This window comes from Rhizobium sp. Root708 (genome assembly GCF_001429725.1).
Taxonomy (GTDB): domain Bacteria; phylum Pseudomonadota; class Alphaproteobacteria; order Rhizobiales; family Rhizobiaceae; genus Rhizobium.
Genome location: NZ_LMHV01000003.1, coordinates 64,256 through 77,843, shown reverse-complemented (window position 1 = coordinate 77,843; position 13,588 = coordinate 64,256). Strand labels below are relative to the sequence as shown.

At 59.1% G+C, this 13,588-nt stretch carries 16 protein-coding genes; 7 read left to right on the top strand and 9 right to left on the bottom strand.

Going from position 1 to position 13,588, the window contains the following annotated elements; translation table 11 throughout:
• Window positions 1-54: 54 nt before the first annotated feature.
• Both rpoH and ASE04_RS03560 read right to left on the bottom strand, forming a co-directional pair.
• Complete coding sequence (gene rpoH / locus ASE04_RS03565) at window positions 55-963, bottom strand: RNA polymerase sigma factor RpoH (protein WP_056812106.1); 909 nt, start codon at window positions 961-963, stop codon at window positions 55-57.
• A 161-nt stretch (window positions 964-1,124) separates the two neighbouring features.
• Window positions 1,125-2,159, bottom strand: a complete 1,035-nt coding sequence (locus ASE04_RS03560) for an RluA family pseudouridine synthase (RefSeq protein WP_056812103.1) — start codon at window positions 2,157-2,159, stop codon at window positions 1,125-1,127.
• Window positions 2,160-2,204: 45 nt separating this feature from the next.
• Between ASE04_RS03560 and ASE04_RS03555 the strand changes: the two genes are divergently transcribed.
• Both ASE04_RS03555 and ASE04_RS03550 read left to right on the top strand, forming a co-directional pair.
• Window positions 2,205-2,591 (top strand): hypothetical protein, encoded by a 387-nt coding sequence (locus tag ASE04_RS03555; protein ID WP_056812384.1) that lies wholly within the window; start codon window positions 2,205-2,207, stop codon window positions 2,589-2,591.
• 4 nt (window positions 2,592-2,595) lie between these two features.
• Window positions 2,596-3,417: a TrmH family RNA methyltransferase gene (locus ASE04_RS03550; RefSeq protein WP_056812100.1), complete on the top strand. Its 822-nt coding sequence runs from the start codon at window positions 2,596-2,598 to the stop codon at window positions 3,415-3,417.
• Here the strand turns inward: ASE04_RS03550 and ASE04_RS03545 are convergent, their stop codons facing one another.
• Together ASE04_RS03545 and ASE04_RS03540 are read right to left on the bottom strand one after the other, a co-directional pair.
• Window positions 3,418-4,578 (bottom strand): hypothetical protein, encoded by a 1,161-nt coding sequence (locus ASE04_RS03545; RefSeq protein ID WP_056812098.1) that lies wholly within the window; start codon window positions 4,576-4,578, stop codon window positions 3,418-3,420. It abuts the gene before it with no gap.
• A 117-nt stretch (window positions 4,579-4,695) separates the two neighbouring features.
• A complete protein-coding gene (locus ASE04_RS03540; protein WP_056812095.1) occupies window positions 4,696-5,292 on the bottom strand; it encodes a DUF1134 domain-containing protein in 597 nt (198 codons plus the stop codon).
• Between the two features lie 191 nt (window positions 5,293-5,483).
• Between ASE04_RS03540 and chpT the strand changes: the two genes are divergently transcribed.
• Window positions 5,484-6,131, top strand: a complete 648-nt coding sequence (chpT, locus tag ASE04_RS03535; RefSeq protein ID WP_056812092.1) for a histidine phosphotransferase ChpT — start codon at window positions 5,484-5,486, stop codon at window positions 6,129-6,131.
• Window positions 6,132-6,240: 109 nt separating this feature from the next.
• The gene (locus tag ASE04_RS03530; RefSeq protein ID WP_056812089.1) at window positions 6,241-6,603 is read left to right on the top strand and encodes a response regulator; all 363 of its coding nucleotides are present in this window, start codon (window positions 6,241-6,243) and stop codon (window positions 6,601-6,603) included.
• 128 nt (window positions 6,604-6,731) lie between these two features.
• Here the strand turns inward: ASE04_RS03530 and ctrA are convergent, their stop codons facing one another.
• Window positions 6,732-7,433 (bottom strand): response regulator transcription factor CtrA, encoded by a 702-nt coding sequence (ctrA, locus tag ASE04_RS03525; protein ID WP_003542362.1) that lies wholly within the window; start codon window positions 7,431-7,433, stop codon window positions 6,732-6,734.
• A gap of 440 nt (window positions 7,434-7,873) precedes the next feature.
• On the opposite strand from ctrA, the gene ASE04_RS03520 reads away from it, so the two are divergent.
• The gene (locus ASE04_RS03520; RefSeq protein WP_056812086.1) at window positions 7,874-8,224 is read left to right on the top strand and encodes a hypothetical protein; all 351 of its coding nucleotides are present in this window, start codon (window positions 7,874-7,876) and stop codon (window positions 8,222-8,224) included.
• A gap of 109 nt (window positions 8,225-8,333) precedes the next feature.
• On the opposite strand, the gene ASE04_RS03515 is transcribed toward ASE04_RS03520, so the two are convergent.
• Entirely contained in the window at window positions 8,334-8,615 is a 282-nt protein-coding gene (locus tag ASE04_RS03515) for a GNAT family N-acetyltransferase (RefSeq protein WP_056812081.1), read from the bottom strand.
• A gap of 289 nt (window positions 8,616-8,904) precedes the next feature.
• Window positions 8,905-9,180 carry a CtrA inhibitor SciP gene (gene sciP / locus ASE04_RS03510; RefSeq protein WP_056812078.1) on the bottom strand — a complete coding sequence of 92 codons (276 nt, stop codon included), beginning with the start codon at window positions 9,178-9,180 and terminating at the stop codon, window positions 8,905-8,907.
• A gap of 402 nt (window positions 9,181-9,582) precedes the next feature.
• On the opposite strand from sciP, the gene ASE04_RS03505 reads away from it, so the two are divergent.
• The gene (locus tag ASE04_RS03505; RefSeq protein WP_056812075.1) at window positions 9,583-10,323 is read left to right on the top strand and encodes a helix-turn-helix transcriptional regulator; all 741 of its coding nucleotides are present in this window, start codon (window positions 9,583-9,585) and stop codon (window positions 10,321-10,323) included.
• A gap of 7 nt (window positions 10,324-10,330) precedes the next feature.
• Here ASE04_RS03505 and ASE04_RS03500 read toward each other — a convergent pair whose 3' ends face one another.
• The gene (locus tag ASE04_RS03500) at window positions 10,331-11,194 is read right to left on the bottom strand and encodes a DUF2793 domain-containing protein (RefSeq protein WP_338012483.1); all 864 of its coding nucleotides are present in this window, start codon (window positions 11,192-11,194) and stop codon (window positions 10,331-10,333) included.
• A 308-nt stretch (window positions 11,195-11,502) separates the two neighbouring features.
• A complete protein-coding gene (gene cysQ, locus ASE04_RS03495) occupies window positions 11,503-12,288 on the bottom strand; it encodes a 3'(2'),5'-bisphosphate nucleotidase CysQ (protein ID WP_056812381.1) in 786 nt (261 codons plus the stop codon).
• A 395-nt stretch (window positions 12,289-12,683) separates the two neighbouring features.
• On the opposite strand from cysQ, the gene ASE04_RS03490 reads away from it, so the two are divergent.
• The gene (locus ASE04_RS03490) at window positions 12,684-13,586 is read left to right on the top strand and encodes a branched-chain amino acid ABC transporter permease (RefSeq protein WP_056812071.1); all 903 of its coding nucleotides are present in this window, start codon (window positions 12,684-12,686) and stop codon (window positions 13,584-13,586) included.
• Window positions 13,587-13,588 lie beyond the last annotated feature (2 nt).

The following is a 13,588-nucleotide window of genomic DNA, read 5'->3' as shown; positions in this document are numbered from 1 at the left end:
TACAAAAAGGGCGGATCATTCGATCCGCCCTTTTCTTTTTCAGTGCATTAGTTGTTATGCCGTGGCTTCGACCACGCGAACGGCCTTGGCGCGTTCCAGCGCTTCCTTGCGGACGGCGTCCTGAACCTTCTCGAAGGCACGAACCTCGATCTGGCGCACGCGCTCGCGGCTGATGTCGAACTCGGACGACAGGTCTTCCAGCGTCACGGGATCTTCAGCCAAACGGCGGGCTTCGAAGATGCGGCGCTCACGCTCGTTCAGCACGCTCATTGCCTTGGTGAGCATGCGGCGGCGTGTGTCCAGTTCGTCCTGTTCGATCAGGACCGCTTCCTGGCTCTCGTGATCGTCTACAAGCCAGTCCTGCCACTGTCCGGACTCGCCTTCGGATGCCTTGATCGGGGCATTCAAAGACGCGTCGCCGGAAAGGCGGCGGTTCATCGACACGACCTCCTCCTCGGAGACCTTCAGCTTGGTTGCGATCTCGGAGACGTGCTCCGGCCTCAGATCACCTTCATCGATCGCTTGGAGACGGCCCTTCAGCCGGCGCAAATTGAAGAAGAGGCGCTTCTGGTTGGCCGTGGTGCCCATCTTTACCAGCGACCACGAGCGCAGGATGTATTCCTGGATCGATGCCTTGATCCACCACATCGCGTAAGTCGCCAGACGGAAACCACGTTCCGGATCGAATTTCTTGACAGCCTGCATGAGGCCGACGTTGCCCTCGGAAACGACTTCCCCGATCGGCAAGCCATAGCCGCGATAACCCATGGCGATCTTCGCCACGAGGCGCAGATGGCTTGTTACCAATCTATGTGCTGCTTCGCGGTCGCCATGCTCCGAGTAGCGCTTGGCGAGCATATATTCTTCCTGGGGTTCCAGCATCGGGAACTTGCGGATTTCGTCCAGGTAACGATTGAGACCGGCTTCACCGGCAGTAATCGACGGCAAACTGCTTCGGGCCATGATGCACCCTCCTATGGAAAATCCGGCTCCCGATGGGACGCGCTAAGGCGTCAAAAAGGCAAGCCGGGACATTGCGGCTCTGATCGAGCCCGCACTAGGTCAATGTACAGATAAGTATGGCGGAACAGCGGTTCAAGACATGGACCGCCTTCACGAAGCCGTTACTCTGGAAGCAGGCGCAATGCTTCGACCAATGCTTCCATATCGTCCGGAAGCGGGGATTCGAAGCGCATGATCTCGCCGCTTCTCGGATGCTCGAACTGGAGCATGTAGGCATGCAAAGCCTGGCGGCCGAAGCCGTTGACGACTTTCTTCGCTGTTTCAGGCAAAAGGTTGGCCTTGGTCTTGAAGTGCGCGCCGTAGACCGTGTCGCCGAGAAGCGGATGGCCGATATGGGCCATGTGGACACGGATCTGATGCGTCCGGCCCGTCTCGAGGTGGCATTCCACCAGGGACGCCAGCGACGTCGCATCCGGATTTTCGTGGAAGCGCTCAAGAACTTCGTAGTGCGTGATCGCCTCATCCGCATCCTGGCTGTCGGCCCGCTTGACGGCTCTACGCGTACGATCGCCAGTGGCTCTGCCAAGCGGCGCGTCGATCGTGCCCGTCAGCGAGCGCGGCCGGCCCCAGACGATCGCCTGGTAGGCGCGCTCGAGCGGCATCGTTCGGCCATGATCGGCGAACTGCAGCGACAGGTGGCGGTGGGCGACGTCGTTCTTCGCAACGACCATAATGCCGGTCGTATCCTTGTCCAGGCGATGCACGATGCCCGGCCGGCGAACGCCGCCTATGCCCGACAGGCTGTCGCCGCAGTGGTGGATCAGCGCATTGACCAGCGTGCCGGTCCAATTTCCGGCTGCCGGATGGACGACCATTCCGGCCGGCTTCGACAGAACGATGAGGTCGGCGTCTTCGTAGACGACATCCAGCGGAATATCCTCGCCCTTCGGCGTCGGGTCTTCGGGCGCGGGAAGCGTGATCTCGAAGACGTCGCCGGGACGGACCTTCTTCTGGGGATCGGCGACGACGGCACCCTTGGCCGAAACCTGTCCTTCCTTGATCAGTGCCTTGATCCGGCTGCGCGAGAACTCCTCGCCCAGTTGCGCGGTCAGCCATGCGTCGAGCCGGCCTGTGGCGGTCTCATCCGCCGTCAGCACTTTCATAATGTCCGATGCTTGTTTAAAGGGGTCGCTCAAGACGCTTCTTCTCCGAAATATTTTACAAGAATGGAACGCCAAAAGATGACGAATATTCAGCCTGAAGACGAACAGGAAGAAAAGCCACTCGATCCGGCGATGGAAAGTGTCCGCCGCAAGATGATCCGCCTGCAGATCGTTTCCGGGGTCATCATGTTCGTGAGCCTTATGGCGGTCTTCGGCGCGGTTGTCTACAAGACGATGCGCGCACCCGCGAAGGAGGCTGTCGCGGTTTCCAGCAGCGCCGTACCGGCGGATGGACCGATCTCGGCCACCGCAAACCTTCCATCCGGCTTCATCATCCAGTCGTCGTCGCTATCAGCCGGCCAGATCATGTTCTTCGGCTCCACTGCCGATGGCGTGATGAAGGCGCTGGTGTTCGATATAAAGGCAGGACGCATCGTTGCCGATGTAACGATCAACGGCGGCTGAGACGATGCCAGCCGCGCCGATAACGATCGATGACGCCGACGATCCCCGCATTGCCGAATTTCGCGATATCAAGGAGCGCGATCTGACGGGAAGACAGGGGCGGTTTATCGCCGAGGGTACGGTCGTTCTTCGCATGCTGGCGGCCGCCCACGTCAACGATGGCGATTTCGCTGCGGAGAAAGTCCTTCTCCTGCGCAATCGCGCGGACGGCGTTTCGGAGATATTGGCGCAGTTGCCGGATGACGTGCCTGTTTTCATTGCCGAAGCGGAGGTCCTCGATCGTATCGTCGGCTTTCATATGCATCGCGGTGTTCTGGCGCTCGGTCGCAGGCGAACGTCCGTGACCGCCCTGATCGACCGGTTGCCCGAAAACGCCTTGGTGCTGGTTGGCGCGGGGATTTCCAACCACGACAATGCGGGGTCTATGTTTCGCAACGCCGCGGCGTTTCGAGCCGATGGCGTAATTCTTGACGAGACCTCGTGCGATCCGCTGTATCGCAAGGCGCTGCGTGTTTCCGTTGGCTCCGTGCTCAGCGTTCCCTACGAGCGGGGAGGTGCGGCTGAAACGCTGTTGGCGCAGCTGGCAGAGCGGGATTTCGCGATCTGGACGCTGTCACCGCGCGGCGAAACTGATATCAGATCGATACCGCCATCCGGCCGTATGGCGCTTGTCGTCGGGACGGAAGGAGAGGGGCTGCCGCAGGAAATCCTCTCACGCTTCCGCAGTGCACGGATTCCGCAGTCCGAGGGGCTGGACAGCCTCAATGTGGCGACGGCAACGGGAATAGGGTTGTTCGCAATGTCGTCCGCGACCGGCCGGATCTGATCAGCCGGGTTCGGAGAGTACGGTCGCCGCGCGTTGTGCGAGGTCGATACGCTCGCCGTCCTGCGGGTCGGTCGCCTCAGGCAGAAGATCGCGGATCGGAGACGAAGCGCCTTCCTGAAGGGCCGTCAAGGCAACCATGCTAGCCGCGACGGATGCTATGTCTTCCCTGATTGCATCATCTTGCGACGGATCATTCTTCGCCTTCAGCAGCCGTTCGGAAACGGTGGCGCTGCGGGCGCGGACCTCGTCGGCCAGCCGCGCGGTGGCGGCCGCGGCATCGAGCGGCGCGGCGATGCTCGCCTCCTTCGGTGCCTTTTCCACCTCAGGCTCGGACAGAACCGGCGCCAATCCGGCGCTGCGCAGGGCGCGGTTTGCCTTGCGGAGGTCTCCATTGGCGGCCTTCAGCTGATCTTTCAACTTGGCAATTTCCTGTTGCTTTCGGGCCAGCAGCGCATCGCGGTCGGAAAGCGCTGTTGAATCCCGCTGCGTCTTATCCTCCAGCCGGACGACCATATGCTCCTGGTGCGTCAGCTTCTTCTCAGCGTCCTTCGCGCGCTTCTGGACGAGATCCACGTCCAGGCGCAGCGTGTCGCGTTCGGTGCGAAACGCGTTCGATTTGAACATGAGGTTTTCCACCTCGGTCTCGCGTGCGGCGATATCGATCTTCAGGTTGTCGGCCTGCTCGGTAATCTTGCCCAGCCGGATACGAAGCGCATCGAGCTCGCCTTCCTTGGCGGCACTCGACTGTTCGGCAATATGAAGGCTCGTCTTCAGCTGGCTGATGTAATTCTCGTCCTTGCGCAGATGCGAGCGAAGATCCGCGGCCTCGACGCTCATGTCCGCGATCTGGGCCTGAAGCCCGCCGATCTCGGACGCGAACTGGCCGGCGTCACGCGCTGCCGAATCATGCTTCAGCTGCAGCGACAGCGATTTTTCGCGTTCGCGGAGCAGGTCCTGCGCGGTGCGGGCATTTTCTGCGGCGTAGAGGGCGCGGACCATGTCCTTCTGCGCACGCACTTCCTGCGGACTGAGCGGCATGGTCGCCCGCATGCGATTTTCCGTGTACCAGACAACGCGGCGGTGGACGGCGGGCGATACCAGGAAGACGAGAAACGCCGCGGTCAGAAAGCCCAGTCCGAACAAAAGAGCGTATTCGATCACGACGGGGCCACTGCTTCCGGAAGTTGATTTGCGTCAAGCCAATCTTTAGGCGCATGGCGCGGATTGGGCAAGTGGCGGAAAGGTGACGGCGAACCGGGGCCCACCGTCACGCTTGTGTCAGAAGGGGTTCCAGGTCGGGCTCGGCGTCACCTTGAGGTAGCCGACGTTCAGGCCGAGACGGGCGCCGACGCCGGTGCGGATCGGCACGATAAGAACGTTGTTGTTCTTCAGAAGCGTCATCCCGAAGCCCGCGAGGACGAAGGCCTGGCCACTGACACCGCCGAAGCGGGCGTAGATGGCATCGGTAGAGGGCAGATCGTAGACCAGCATCATCACGCGCGTGCCCTGGCCACCGTAGTCGATGCCGAGCGAGGGGCCCTGCCAGTAAAGCGAATGCTCGCCTGCGTTCTTTGTATTGAGCTGGCCTTCGCCGTAGGTCAGGCCGGCTATGAATGCGCCGGAGCCTTCCTGTCCGAGAACGTATCCGTTCGGAAGGCCGTATTTCTGGAAGGCCGCTTCGATGACCTTGGCGAGGCCGCCACTGGTCGATCCGAAGAAGGAATGGCCGGCGTCGACGATCTCCTGCATCGAATACTGGCCACTGTTAGCCTGCTGCGCCGACGCCTGCGTCGTCGACAGCACCGCCGCGGCGACTGTAAGGGCGAGGATCAGGCGGCCAAGTGCCCGAAATCTTCCGAAGATTGAGGAGTGCATGGTGTCATCCGTTCATCATGGTCGGTCGTTTGAGCCGTTTCCGGCATTTACTGCATTTTGCGCGGATGGTCTTAACAATCGGTTTACCAAATATGGTGTCATTATGGCGCCGAGTACGCTCGCAAACTTCGTGCAATTTAGTTGAGGCAAGATCTGCGGCGGAATGATTATACCGCCCTCAGGAGACGATGATGTCGAAAAATCCAAACCTTACCTTGACCGGCCCCGACCTGGCCGCGCTTCTCTGCAGCCGCGTTTGCCATGACGTCATCTCGCCCGTAGGCGCGATCAACAACGGCCTCGAGCTTCTCGACGAAGGTGGTGCCGATGCCGATGCGATGGATCTTATCAGAACAAGCGCGCTCAATGCTTCGGTTCGCCTGAAGTTCGCGCGCCTGGCGTTCGGAGCGTCGGGTTCCGTCGGTGCGTCGATCGACACCGGCGAAGCCGAGCGGGCCGCCAAGGATTTCGCGGCCGCGGAAAAGAAGACCGAAGTGACCTGGAACGGGCCGCGCGCGATCATCCCGAAGAACCGCGTGAAGCTGCTGCTGAACCTCTTCCTGATCGCCTATTCGTCGATTCCGCGCGGCGGTTCGCTCGAGATCACGCTCGAGAATCCGGAATTTGACGCGATCTTCAAGATCGTCGCCAAGGGCAAGCTGATGCGGCTCCCGCCGAAATTCGTCGAAATCTCCACCGGAGAGATCGAAGAAGCGATCGATGCGCATACGATTCAGCCCTACTATGCCGTCCTTCTCGCGGAGGAATGCGGCATGCGGCTCAGCCACAGCGCCAGCCCGGAAGAGATCGTTTTTGGTGCAGAACTGATCGCTGCCTGATAGCGGAATCGGGACGAACCGCTGATCAAGGTAATAATTCCTTAGCCTAATGTTCCTATCCTGGCGGTTGAAACGCCCGCCGGGACAGAAGCTGGGCTAAGGAGCAGCCATGCAGAGGTTCATGATTACCGACTCTTCGGACGTGGTTCGCAAGGTCGGAAGGCGGATTCTCTCCGAACTGGACTTCCTGGTCAGCGAGGCTTCCAATGCCAGCGAGGCGCTATCGCGCTGCCAGATGGAACTGCCCGACTATCTCATCGTCGATTCAGGCATGGACGGCGCGATCGATCTCATTGTCGCCATTCGCGGAATGGAAGGCGGCAAGGAGGTCAAGATCTACTACTGCGTCATCGAGGCCGACCTGAAGAAGCTGATGATGGGCAAGCGCGCCGGCGCCACCGACTTCCTCCTGAAGCCCTTCGACCGCAAGATCCTGACCGCCGTTTTCGGCAATCGCGCCATCGCGGCGTAATACCGGATACCGATCACCACTGTGTGCGAGCCGTCTTTCAGGACGGCTTTTTTGCGTGCCAGGCGCTGCCAAAACAAAAAAATCCCGCCCGGATGGGCGGGATTTTATCGGTAAGGGGTTGGCTAGTTTCAGGCGGTTTCGGCGTATTCGGCACCATCGGGCTCGCGCAGCACGTAGCCGCGACCCCAGACGGTTTCGATGTAGTTCGCGCCACCCGCGGCGTTCGCGAGCTTCTTGCGCAGCTTGCAGATGAAGACGTCGATGATCTTCAGTTCCGGCTCGTCCATGCCGCCGTAAAGGTGGTTCAGGAACATTTCCTTGGTGAGGGTCGTACCCTTGCGGAGCGAAAGCAGCTCCAGCATCTGGTACTCCTTGCCCGTCAGATGAACGCGCTGGCCACCGACTTCGACGGTCTTGGCGTCGAGGTTGACGATCAGTTCGCCGGTCATGATGACCGACTGGGCGTGACCCTTCGAACGACGGACGATCGCGTGAATACGGGCGACGAGCTCGTCCTTGTGGAACGGCTTGGTCATGTAGTCGTCTGCGCCGAAGCCGAGACCGCGGACCTTGTCCTCGATGCCGGCCATGCCGGAGAGAATCAGGATCGGTGTTTTGACCTTGGACAGGCGGAGAGTGCGGAGCACTTCATATCCGGACATGTCGGGGAGGTTCAAATCGAGAAGGATGATGTCGTAATCATACAACTTCCCGAGATCGACGCCTTCCTCACCGAGATCGGTGGTGTAGACGTTAAAACTTTCTGACTTGAGCATCAATTCGATGCTCTGCGCTGTCGCGCTGTCATCTTCAATGAGTAGTACCCGCATTCTTATCCCCTTTACCGCCGCCGAAAGGTGGTCTGGCCCCTACGCGATACCGAATATGTCACTGCGTGATTTGGAACCTGCCACGAAATGGTTAACAAATTCTGATTCACTCTGGCAAGAGGGTGAGAATTTATTAAATAATTTGTCCATTTCGCTGTTTTCCAACGAGAATCCGCAAAGCCAACTTCTCAACTTTTACATTAAGAATGGCCGGTAAGCGATTCATTCGACTCACCAATGAACAGGTACCGGAAATCGCGTAGTTGTGTTTACCGACCCTTAAATCATCGGGACTATCATTAACGATGCCCGTAAACGAAAGGTTACCAACGGTAGGTTTTTGTTAACATCGAAGGAAATTTTTCGGCAAATCGCGTCAAAGCGGTTCGCAGCGGGCTGTGTAAGCGGAGCAGGGGTCTCGCATCACTGGAGTAATGCGTATGAAGTCGCGTGAGAGCCTAGTTCGTCTGAAAGAGTTTCAGGTGAACGAAAAACGTCGTCAACTGCAGCAATTGCAGATGATGATGTCTGAATTCGACCGGATGACGAAGGATCTGGAGAGCCAGATCGTAATCGAAGAGAAGAAATCCGGTATTTCGGACCCGAATCATTTCGCCTACCCGACTTTCGCGAAGGCAGCACGCCAACGCGCGGACAATCTTCAGGTCTCGATCAAGGAGCTGAAGATGCAGGAAGAGTCGCTCGAGCAAGTGCTCGAGGAGATGCAGGCGGAATATGCACGTGCGGCCGCGCTGGAAGAGCGCGATGGTGCCGTTCGAGCACGGGCCTAACAAAGAAAGCAGGCGCCAGAGTTCTGGCGCCTGGGGTGATGCCTGAAAAAGCCATGCATGATGGGCTGTCGCGTCCGTCATACATGGCTTTTGGCATTGCACGGTCGTGTCAGAGACTGACGACGTCGCGCCATTCCTCATGGCGTTGAGCCTGGGCCTTGAAGAACGGGCAAAGGGGGAAGATTTTCCAACCGCCGCGTCTTGCCTCGTTGATCGCGTGAGCGGCGAGCGCCTGGCCTATGCCTTTTCCCCTCAGCGCATCCGGCACGCCGGTATGATCGATGATGATCAGCTTGGCATTGGTGCGCGAGAACGTCATCTCGGCTTGATGTCCGTCGAGGTCCACGACGTAGCGGCCGCCGGAGGCGTTATCTTCGTTCTTGATTTCCATCGATTATCTTCCTCGCAGGGATTGCATGAGGAAACTTCGCAGGGGACCTTGCTTGCGCCAAGCCGGCGCCCGAGCACACACTGTTCGATAAAGGAGACGGTGGCGATCGACGTGCGGGTATGTTCTGCCTGCCGCCGGCGGCGTGGACGTCCAAGTGGTCTTTGAAGGACGTTAACACGCGCCGACTCTGGCGAGTCATGATGCCGCGTGGCGGCATCAACGGTTTCGGGCCGCTGTAGCACCGGGGTGCTTTCGGCCCGAAACGAAAATCGTTGCTCGGATGAGCTGTCTAGTGACGATACTGCTGGATACGCGTGGTGCGCAGCCCGGCCAGGCCGTGGCTGTTGATCGACGACTGCCAGGAGAGAAACTCCTCGACGGTCAGGGTGTAACGATCGCAAGCTTCTTCCAAGCTCAACAAGCCACCGCGAACAGCCGCGACAACCTCTGCCTTGCGGCGGATTACCCAGCGCCGGGTATTCGGCGGTGGAAGATCCGCAATCGTCAGCGGGCTGCCATCGGGGCCGATGACATATTTCACTCGGGGACGTATCATTTCGGTCATTGGACTCTCTACACAACTCAAGACCACGGCAGCCACTCTAGCTTGTCACATTTAAAAATTGCCTAAGCACATCGTAAGACTTTGATAACAAGTTTAGTCGCTGCCGGTGCGAAGCAGTAAAGCCGGTTCTGGCAACCTCCCGTTACGTAAATTTGTAACAAACGCATGGGAGCCATGCGCATTGCGCGGTGGGCATTTGACATTCGTCATCTTATAAGCACCGCAACATAGATTTAAGCGCCAGACCCCGTCTTCGTTCTTATCCTCATGTCCGGAATGACTTTAGGCCATCTACTCCATTCCGTTACCGGGACTGGGGTTGTCGGCTTTTTCCGGTTCTCTTGAAGGCTGCCGTCTTACGGCAAGGACATCAGACGACGCCGGCAGCCGTGGGAAGTTTCGATGGGAAAGCAAGTGCGCGCCGTTTCCGACAGCGCAGACGATGCCGTTTTTTTACGCCCCGATATGCCGGCGCGAGCCATGCCAACCGGACCGGGCGAGCGTATGGAGGCGATGGCGAGATCGGCCGGCTTTCAATATTACTTGCTTGCTGCCTTTCCTCGTGGCGATCGTGCGAGCTTCTCGGCCAACTGTCTTGCGAGCAACTGGCCGGAGGAGCTTCTGTCCTTCTACGACGGGGCCGATCTTTTCTATTATTGCAAGCTTGTGAACAGGATACGGCGATCGATCGTTCCCGTTTTCTGTGACAAGGCGCCGTTCGAAGCCACCGCGGCGAATCAGGAAAACCCGGCGCTCACGACGCTTTTTCGCGAGCGCGGATTGAAGAGCACGTTCGCATTTTCACTGCATGACGCCGAGCTGCGGCAGTATATTTTCGCCTTTTCAGGCGAGCGGCCGAAGATCGGGCGCGAAGAGGCCATGGCGATGGTCTTCCAGAGCATCGAATTTCTGGAGTTGTTCGCAAAGGATCATCCGACCGAACAGCCCCCTGAAAGCCTCAGCAGCCGTGAAATCGAGTGTCTCCGGTGGTCGGCCGCAGGCAAGAGCAGCGACGAGATCGCCATTATTCTCAACCTCTCGCCCCACACCGTTGTCGGCTATCTGAAGAGTGCAATGCGCAAACTCGACTCGGTCAATCGCATGCAGGCGATTGCCCGAGCGTTTCGCTATCGTCTTCTTTGAAACCCCGTCACAACAAGGTGATGGCGAGCTCCGTTTTGGTTTCGCCAAAATCGTAGAGCGCTGTGCCGGTATGGCGCAGGGCGAGCCAGTCGCCCGCCTCGAGCTGCGCAAACGCCATTGCGGATTGCCGGGCAGGGGAGGTCGACGCCTGCCCCTCGAGCGCGGCGAGAATTGTTGTCCCGTTTGCCTCGATAGCGAGGCCATGGCCTGATGAACTGAGCGTGCGGACATTCAGCGAAAGCAGATAAAGGCCAGCCGAGGGGACGACGAGGCGCTGTCCACTGCCTGAAGGCACGGCTGCTCCGAGCTGTACGTTCCCCTGAGCAAAGCGAAAGGCGTCGAAGCCGGTCAGGCTGCCTGAGGCGGGCGTTGCCGTGCCCGCAGTCCGCGATGCCGCCGCCGTCGGTCGCTCCGGGGTCTCGACAACGCCCGTTGCCGAGATTCGCAACGCCGTCTTCCAGCTGCTGCCGTCGCTGCTGACCTTGATCGAGAAATCGTCGTTGCCCGCCAATCCCAGTTCGGCCCGCCCGGCCCAGGCCGTCTGGAACAGAATCGTGCCTGTCTCGCCGACCGCCGCCTTGTTGAGTTTCAGCTGGTGGCCATGCCCTTCATGGCTGAAGAGGCTCGCCGGTGACGAGACCGCCAGCCGATTCGTGTCGTCAGGCGCGGCGTTGATGCCGATCATGGCCACCGATCGGTCGCTTCCGAGCGAGATCGCCTGCCATGCCGCACCGTCGAAGCTGCGGAGGTCGCCGGTTTCGCGGAACAATGCGCACCAGCCGCTTTTGGGCGAGAGATAAAGCCAGGCGGCGTCCTGACGCATCGCGAGTTGGCCATCTTTGCCAGCCCATGCCGCCGTCGAGCCAGGCAGGACGAGGTAACAATCTCCTTCCGATGGGCCACGGGAGGTGCGGTCAACTCCTGATGCACGGTCAATTGCACGACGGCGTCGAGGCGTTGCAGCGCCTCGTTATGCGTCACATGCTTTTGGGCCTGCGAGGGCAATATGTAGGGCAGGGCAAGGTTGGCTGTCTGATCCGACATCGAGGCGCTCCGTCTTGGCACCGGTGCATCCGATGCTGTTTCGTTGCGCTAGATCCTAAACAGTGAGCGACGGACGGGCAGCAACGCGCAGCGGAGTTGTTGATTCAGCTCTGTTTTCTGAAAGAATCATGCACCTCACAATGCGGGTGGTCGTCCGCCCCAGGATATGAAGTTGGGGTTGGCGAAGTCGCTATCCTCGGTCTGGCCGATCTTGCCGTAGGTGAGCGGCGCGCCGTCGAGCGTCACCGTTGTTCCGCCAGCCGCGCGCAGGATTGCGTCGCCGGCCGCCGTGTCCCACTCCATCGTGCGTGTGAAGCGCGGGTAAACATCTGCTCCCCCTTCGGCCAGAAGGCAGAATTTCAGCGACGAGCCGATGTTGGTGCAGCGCGAAATGGCATTGTCGGCGAGAAAGCGTTCGGTTTGCGGGCTGTTGTGCGAGCGGCTGGCCAGAGCTGACCGATCAGCGGGCTGTGCGCGAACATTGATGAATGCGCGGCGTTCGATGCGGAATGATGCATCGATGAAAAGCTTTTCGGCGCGGTCGCCCTCGCCGGAAAAGGCAAGGCCGAGTGCGGGCGCGTAAACGATTCCCGCGACCGGCGCGCCATCGGCGATGTAGGCGATGTTGACGGTGAACTCACCGCGCCGGGCGATGAATTCCCGCGTCCCGTCGAGAGGATCGACAAGGAAGAACGCATCGCCAATCGCGGGAACGATCCCTGCCGCAACCGATTCCTCGGCGATGACGGGTATGTCAGGAAAGTCCTCGTGCAGATGGCGAAGAATGATACGCTCCGCTTCCTCGTCAGCGATCGTGACGGGGCTGTCGTCGGCCTTCTTTGCGCTGGCGCAGCCGCGCGCATAGATTTCCAGGATGGCTTGCCCTGCCTCAAGAGCAGCGCGTTCGAAGGTTTGGAGCATTTCGATTGTGTTCTGTATATTGCTATCGATGCAGATATAGGTGATTTCACTTCCGATTGCACGCCGAATGGAGCGCGTCGATTTGCGTGCACTCTGTTCGCGCCCAGCCTGAGAAGCCTGCTCCCATGCGCTTGTGAGCTTGCCTGGAACGGGACAGCAATGTGTGGCAAATGCAATCAAATCCGGCGTTTTCCGGGCGCTGCATGTTAAAAAAATCAACTTATTGAGTTAAAAAAAGTCATTTTCACCAAAAAGGCAAAGAACTTTGGAGCATTGCGATTTTGCGCTTCCCTTTTGGCTTGAAAGCAGTATGAAATCTTTAAACAAGAGCTCAATAAGGGTTCTAATAACAAGAGATGCAGGTTGATCTGGCCGGCATCCAGGGGAAATGACATATGGAATATTTTGTCCAGCAGCTCGTTAACGGGCTGACTCTTGGATCTATCTATGGCCTTGTGGCTATTGGCTATACGATGGTTTACGGCATCATCGGCATGATCAACTTCGCCCATGGCGATATTTTCATGATCGGTGGCTTTGCAGCCCTCATCGTCTTCCTCGTTCTCACATCGATGTTCGCCGGTCTGCCGGTCGCGGTCCTGCTGTTGGCAATGCTGCTCGTCGCGATGTTGATGACGAGCCTGTGGAACTGGACCATCGAGCGCGTCGCCTATCGTCCGCTCCGGGGCTCGTTCCGTCTGGCGCCGCTGATTACGGCGATCGGCATGTCGATCACCCTGTCGAACTTCATTCAGGTCACGCAGGGTCCGCGCAACAAGCCGATCCCGCCGCTCGTCAGCACGGTTTACAATGTCGGCGGCATATCGATCTCGCTGAAGCAGATCGTGATCATCGTCATCACGGCGGTTCTGCTGACGCTGTTCTGGTACCTCGTCAATCACACCTCGCTCGGTCGTGCCCAGCGCGCAACCGAACAGGACCGCAAGATGGCGGCTCTTCTCGGGGTGAACGTCGACCAGACGATCTCGGTTACCTTCATCATGGGCGCCGCTCTCGCAGCCGTCGCCGGCACGATGTATCTGATGTATTATGGTGTGGTGAATTTCAACGACGGCTTCGTGCCAGGTGTGAAAGCATTTACCGCAGCCGTTCTCGGCGGGATCGGCTCGTTGCCGGGCGCCGTTCTCGGCGGCCTGATGATCGGCCTGATCGAGTCCCTGTGGTCGGCTTACTTCACCATCGCATACAAGGATGTCGCGACCTTCGGCATCCTCGCTTTCGTGCTGATCTTCAAGCCGACAGGTATCCTGGGCCGGCCGGAAGTCGAGAAGGTTTAACG

Excerpts from the sequence above, each read along its gene's own strand:
- ASE04_RS03540 (WP_056812095.1), bottom strand. The coding sequence starts at position 5,292 with ATGCACTCCTCAATCTTCGGAAGATTTCGGGCACTTGGCCGCCTGATC.
- chpT (WP_056812092.1), top strand. The coding sequence starts at position 5,484 with ATGTCGAAAAATCCAAACCTTACCTTGACCGGCCCCGACCTGGCCGCG.
- ASE04_RS03550 (WP_056812100.1), top strand. The coding sequence starts at position 2,596 with ATGCCAGCCGCGCCGATAACGATCGATGACGCCGACGATCCCCGCATT.
- ASE04_RS03520 (WP_056812086.1), top strand. The coding sequence starts at position 7,874 with ATGAAGTCGCGTGAGAGCCTAGTTCGTCTGAAAGAGTTTCAGGTGAAC.
- rpoH (WP_056812106.1), bottom strand. The coding sequence starts at position 963 with ATGGCCCGAAGCAGTTTGCCGTCGATTACTGCCGGTGAAGCCGGTCTC.
- ASE04_RS03530 (WP_056812089.1), top strand. The coding sequence starts at position 6,241 with ATGCAGAGGTTCATGATTACCGACTCTTCGGACGTGGTTCGCAAGGTC.
- ASE04_RS03505 (WP_056812075.1), top strand. The coding sequence starts at position 9,583 with ATGGGAAAGCAAGTGCGCGCCGTTTCCGACAGCGCAGACGATGCCGTT.
- ctrA (WP_003542362.1), bottom strand. The coding sequence starts at position 7,433 with ATGCGGGTACTACTCATTGAAGATGACAGCGCGACAGCGCAGAGCATC.
- cysQ (WP_056812381.1), bottom strand. The coding sequence starts at position 12,288 with ATGCTCCAAACCTTCGAACGCGCTGCTCTTGAGGCAGGGCAAGCCATC.
- ASE04_RS03490 (WP_056812071.1), top strand. The coding sequence starts at position 12,684 with ATGGAATATTTTGTCCAGCAGCTCGTTAACGGGCTGACTCTTGGATCT.
- ASE04_RS03515 (WP_056812081.1), bottom strand. The coding sequence starts at position 8,615 with ATGGAAATCAAGAACGAAGATAACGCCTCCGGCGGCCGCTACGTCGTG.
- sciP (WP_056812078.1), bottom strand. The coding sequence starts at position 9,180 with ATGACCGAAATGATACGTCCCCGAGTGAAATATGTCATCGGCCCCGAT.
- ASE04_RS03555 (WP_056812384.1), top strand. The coding sequence starts at position 2,205 with ATGACGAATATTCAGCCTGAAGACGAACAGGAAGAAAAGCCACTCGAT.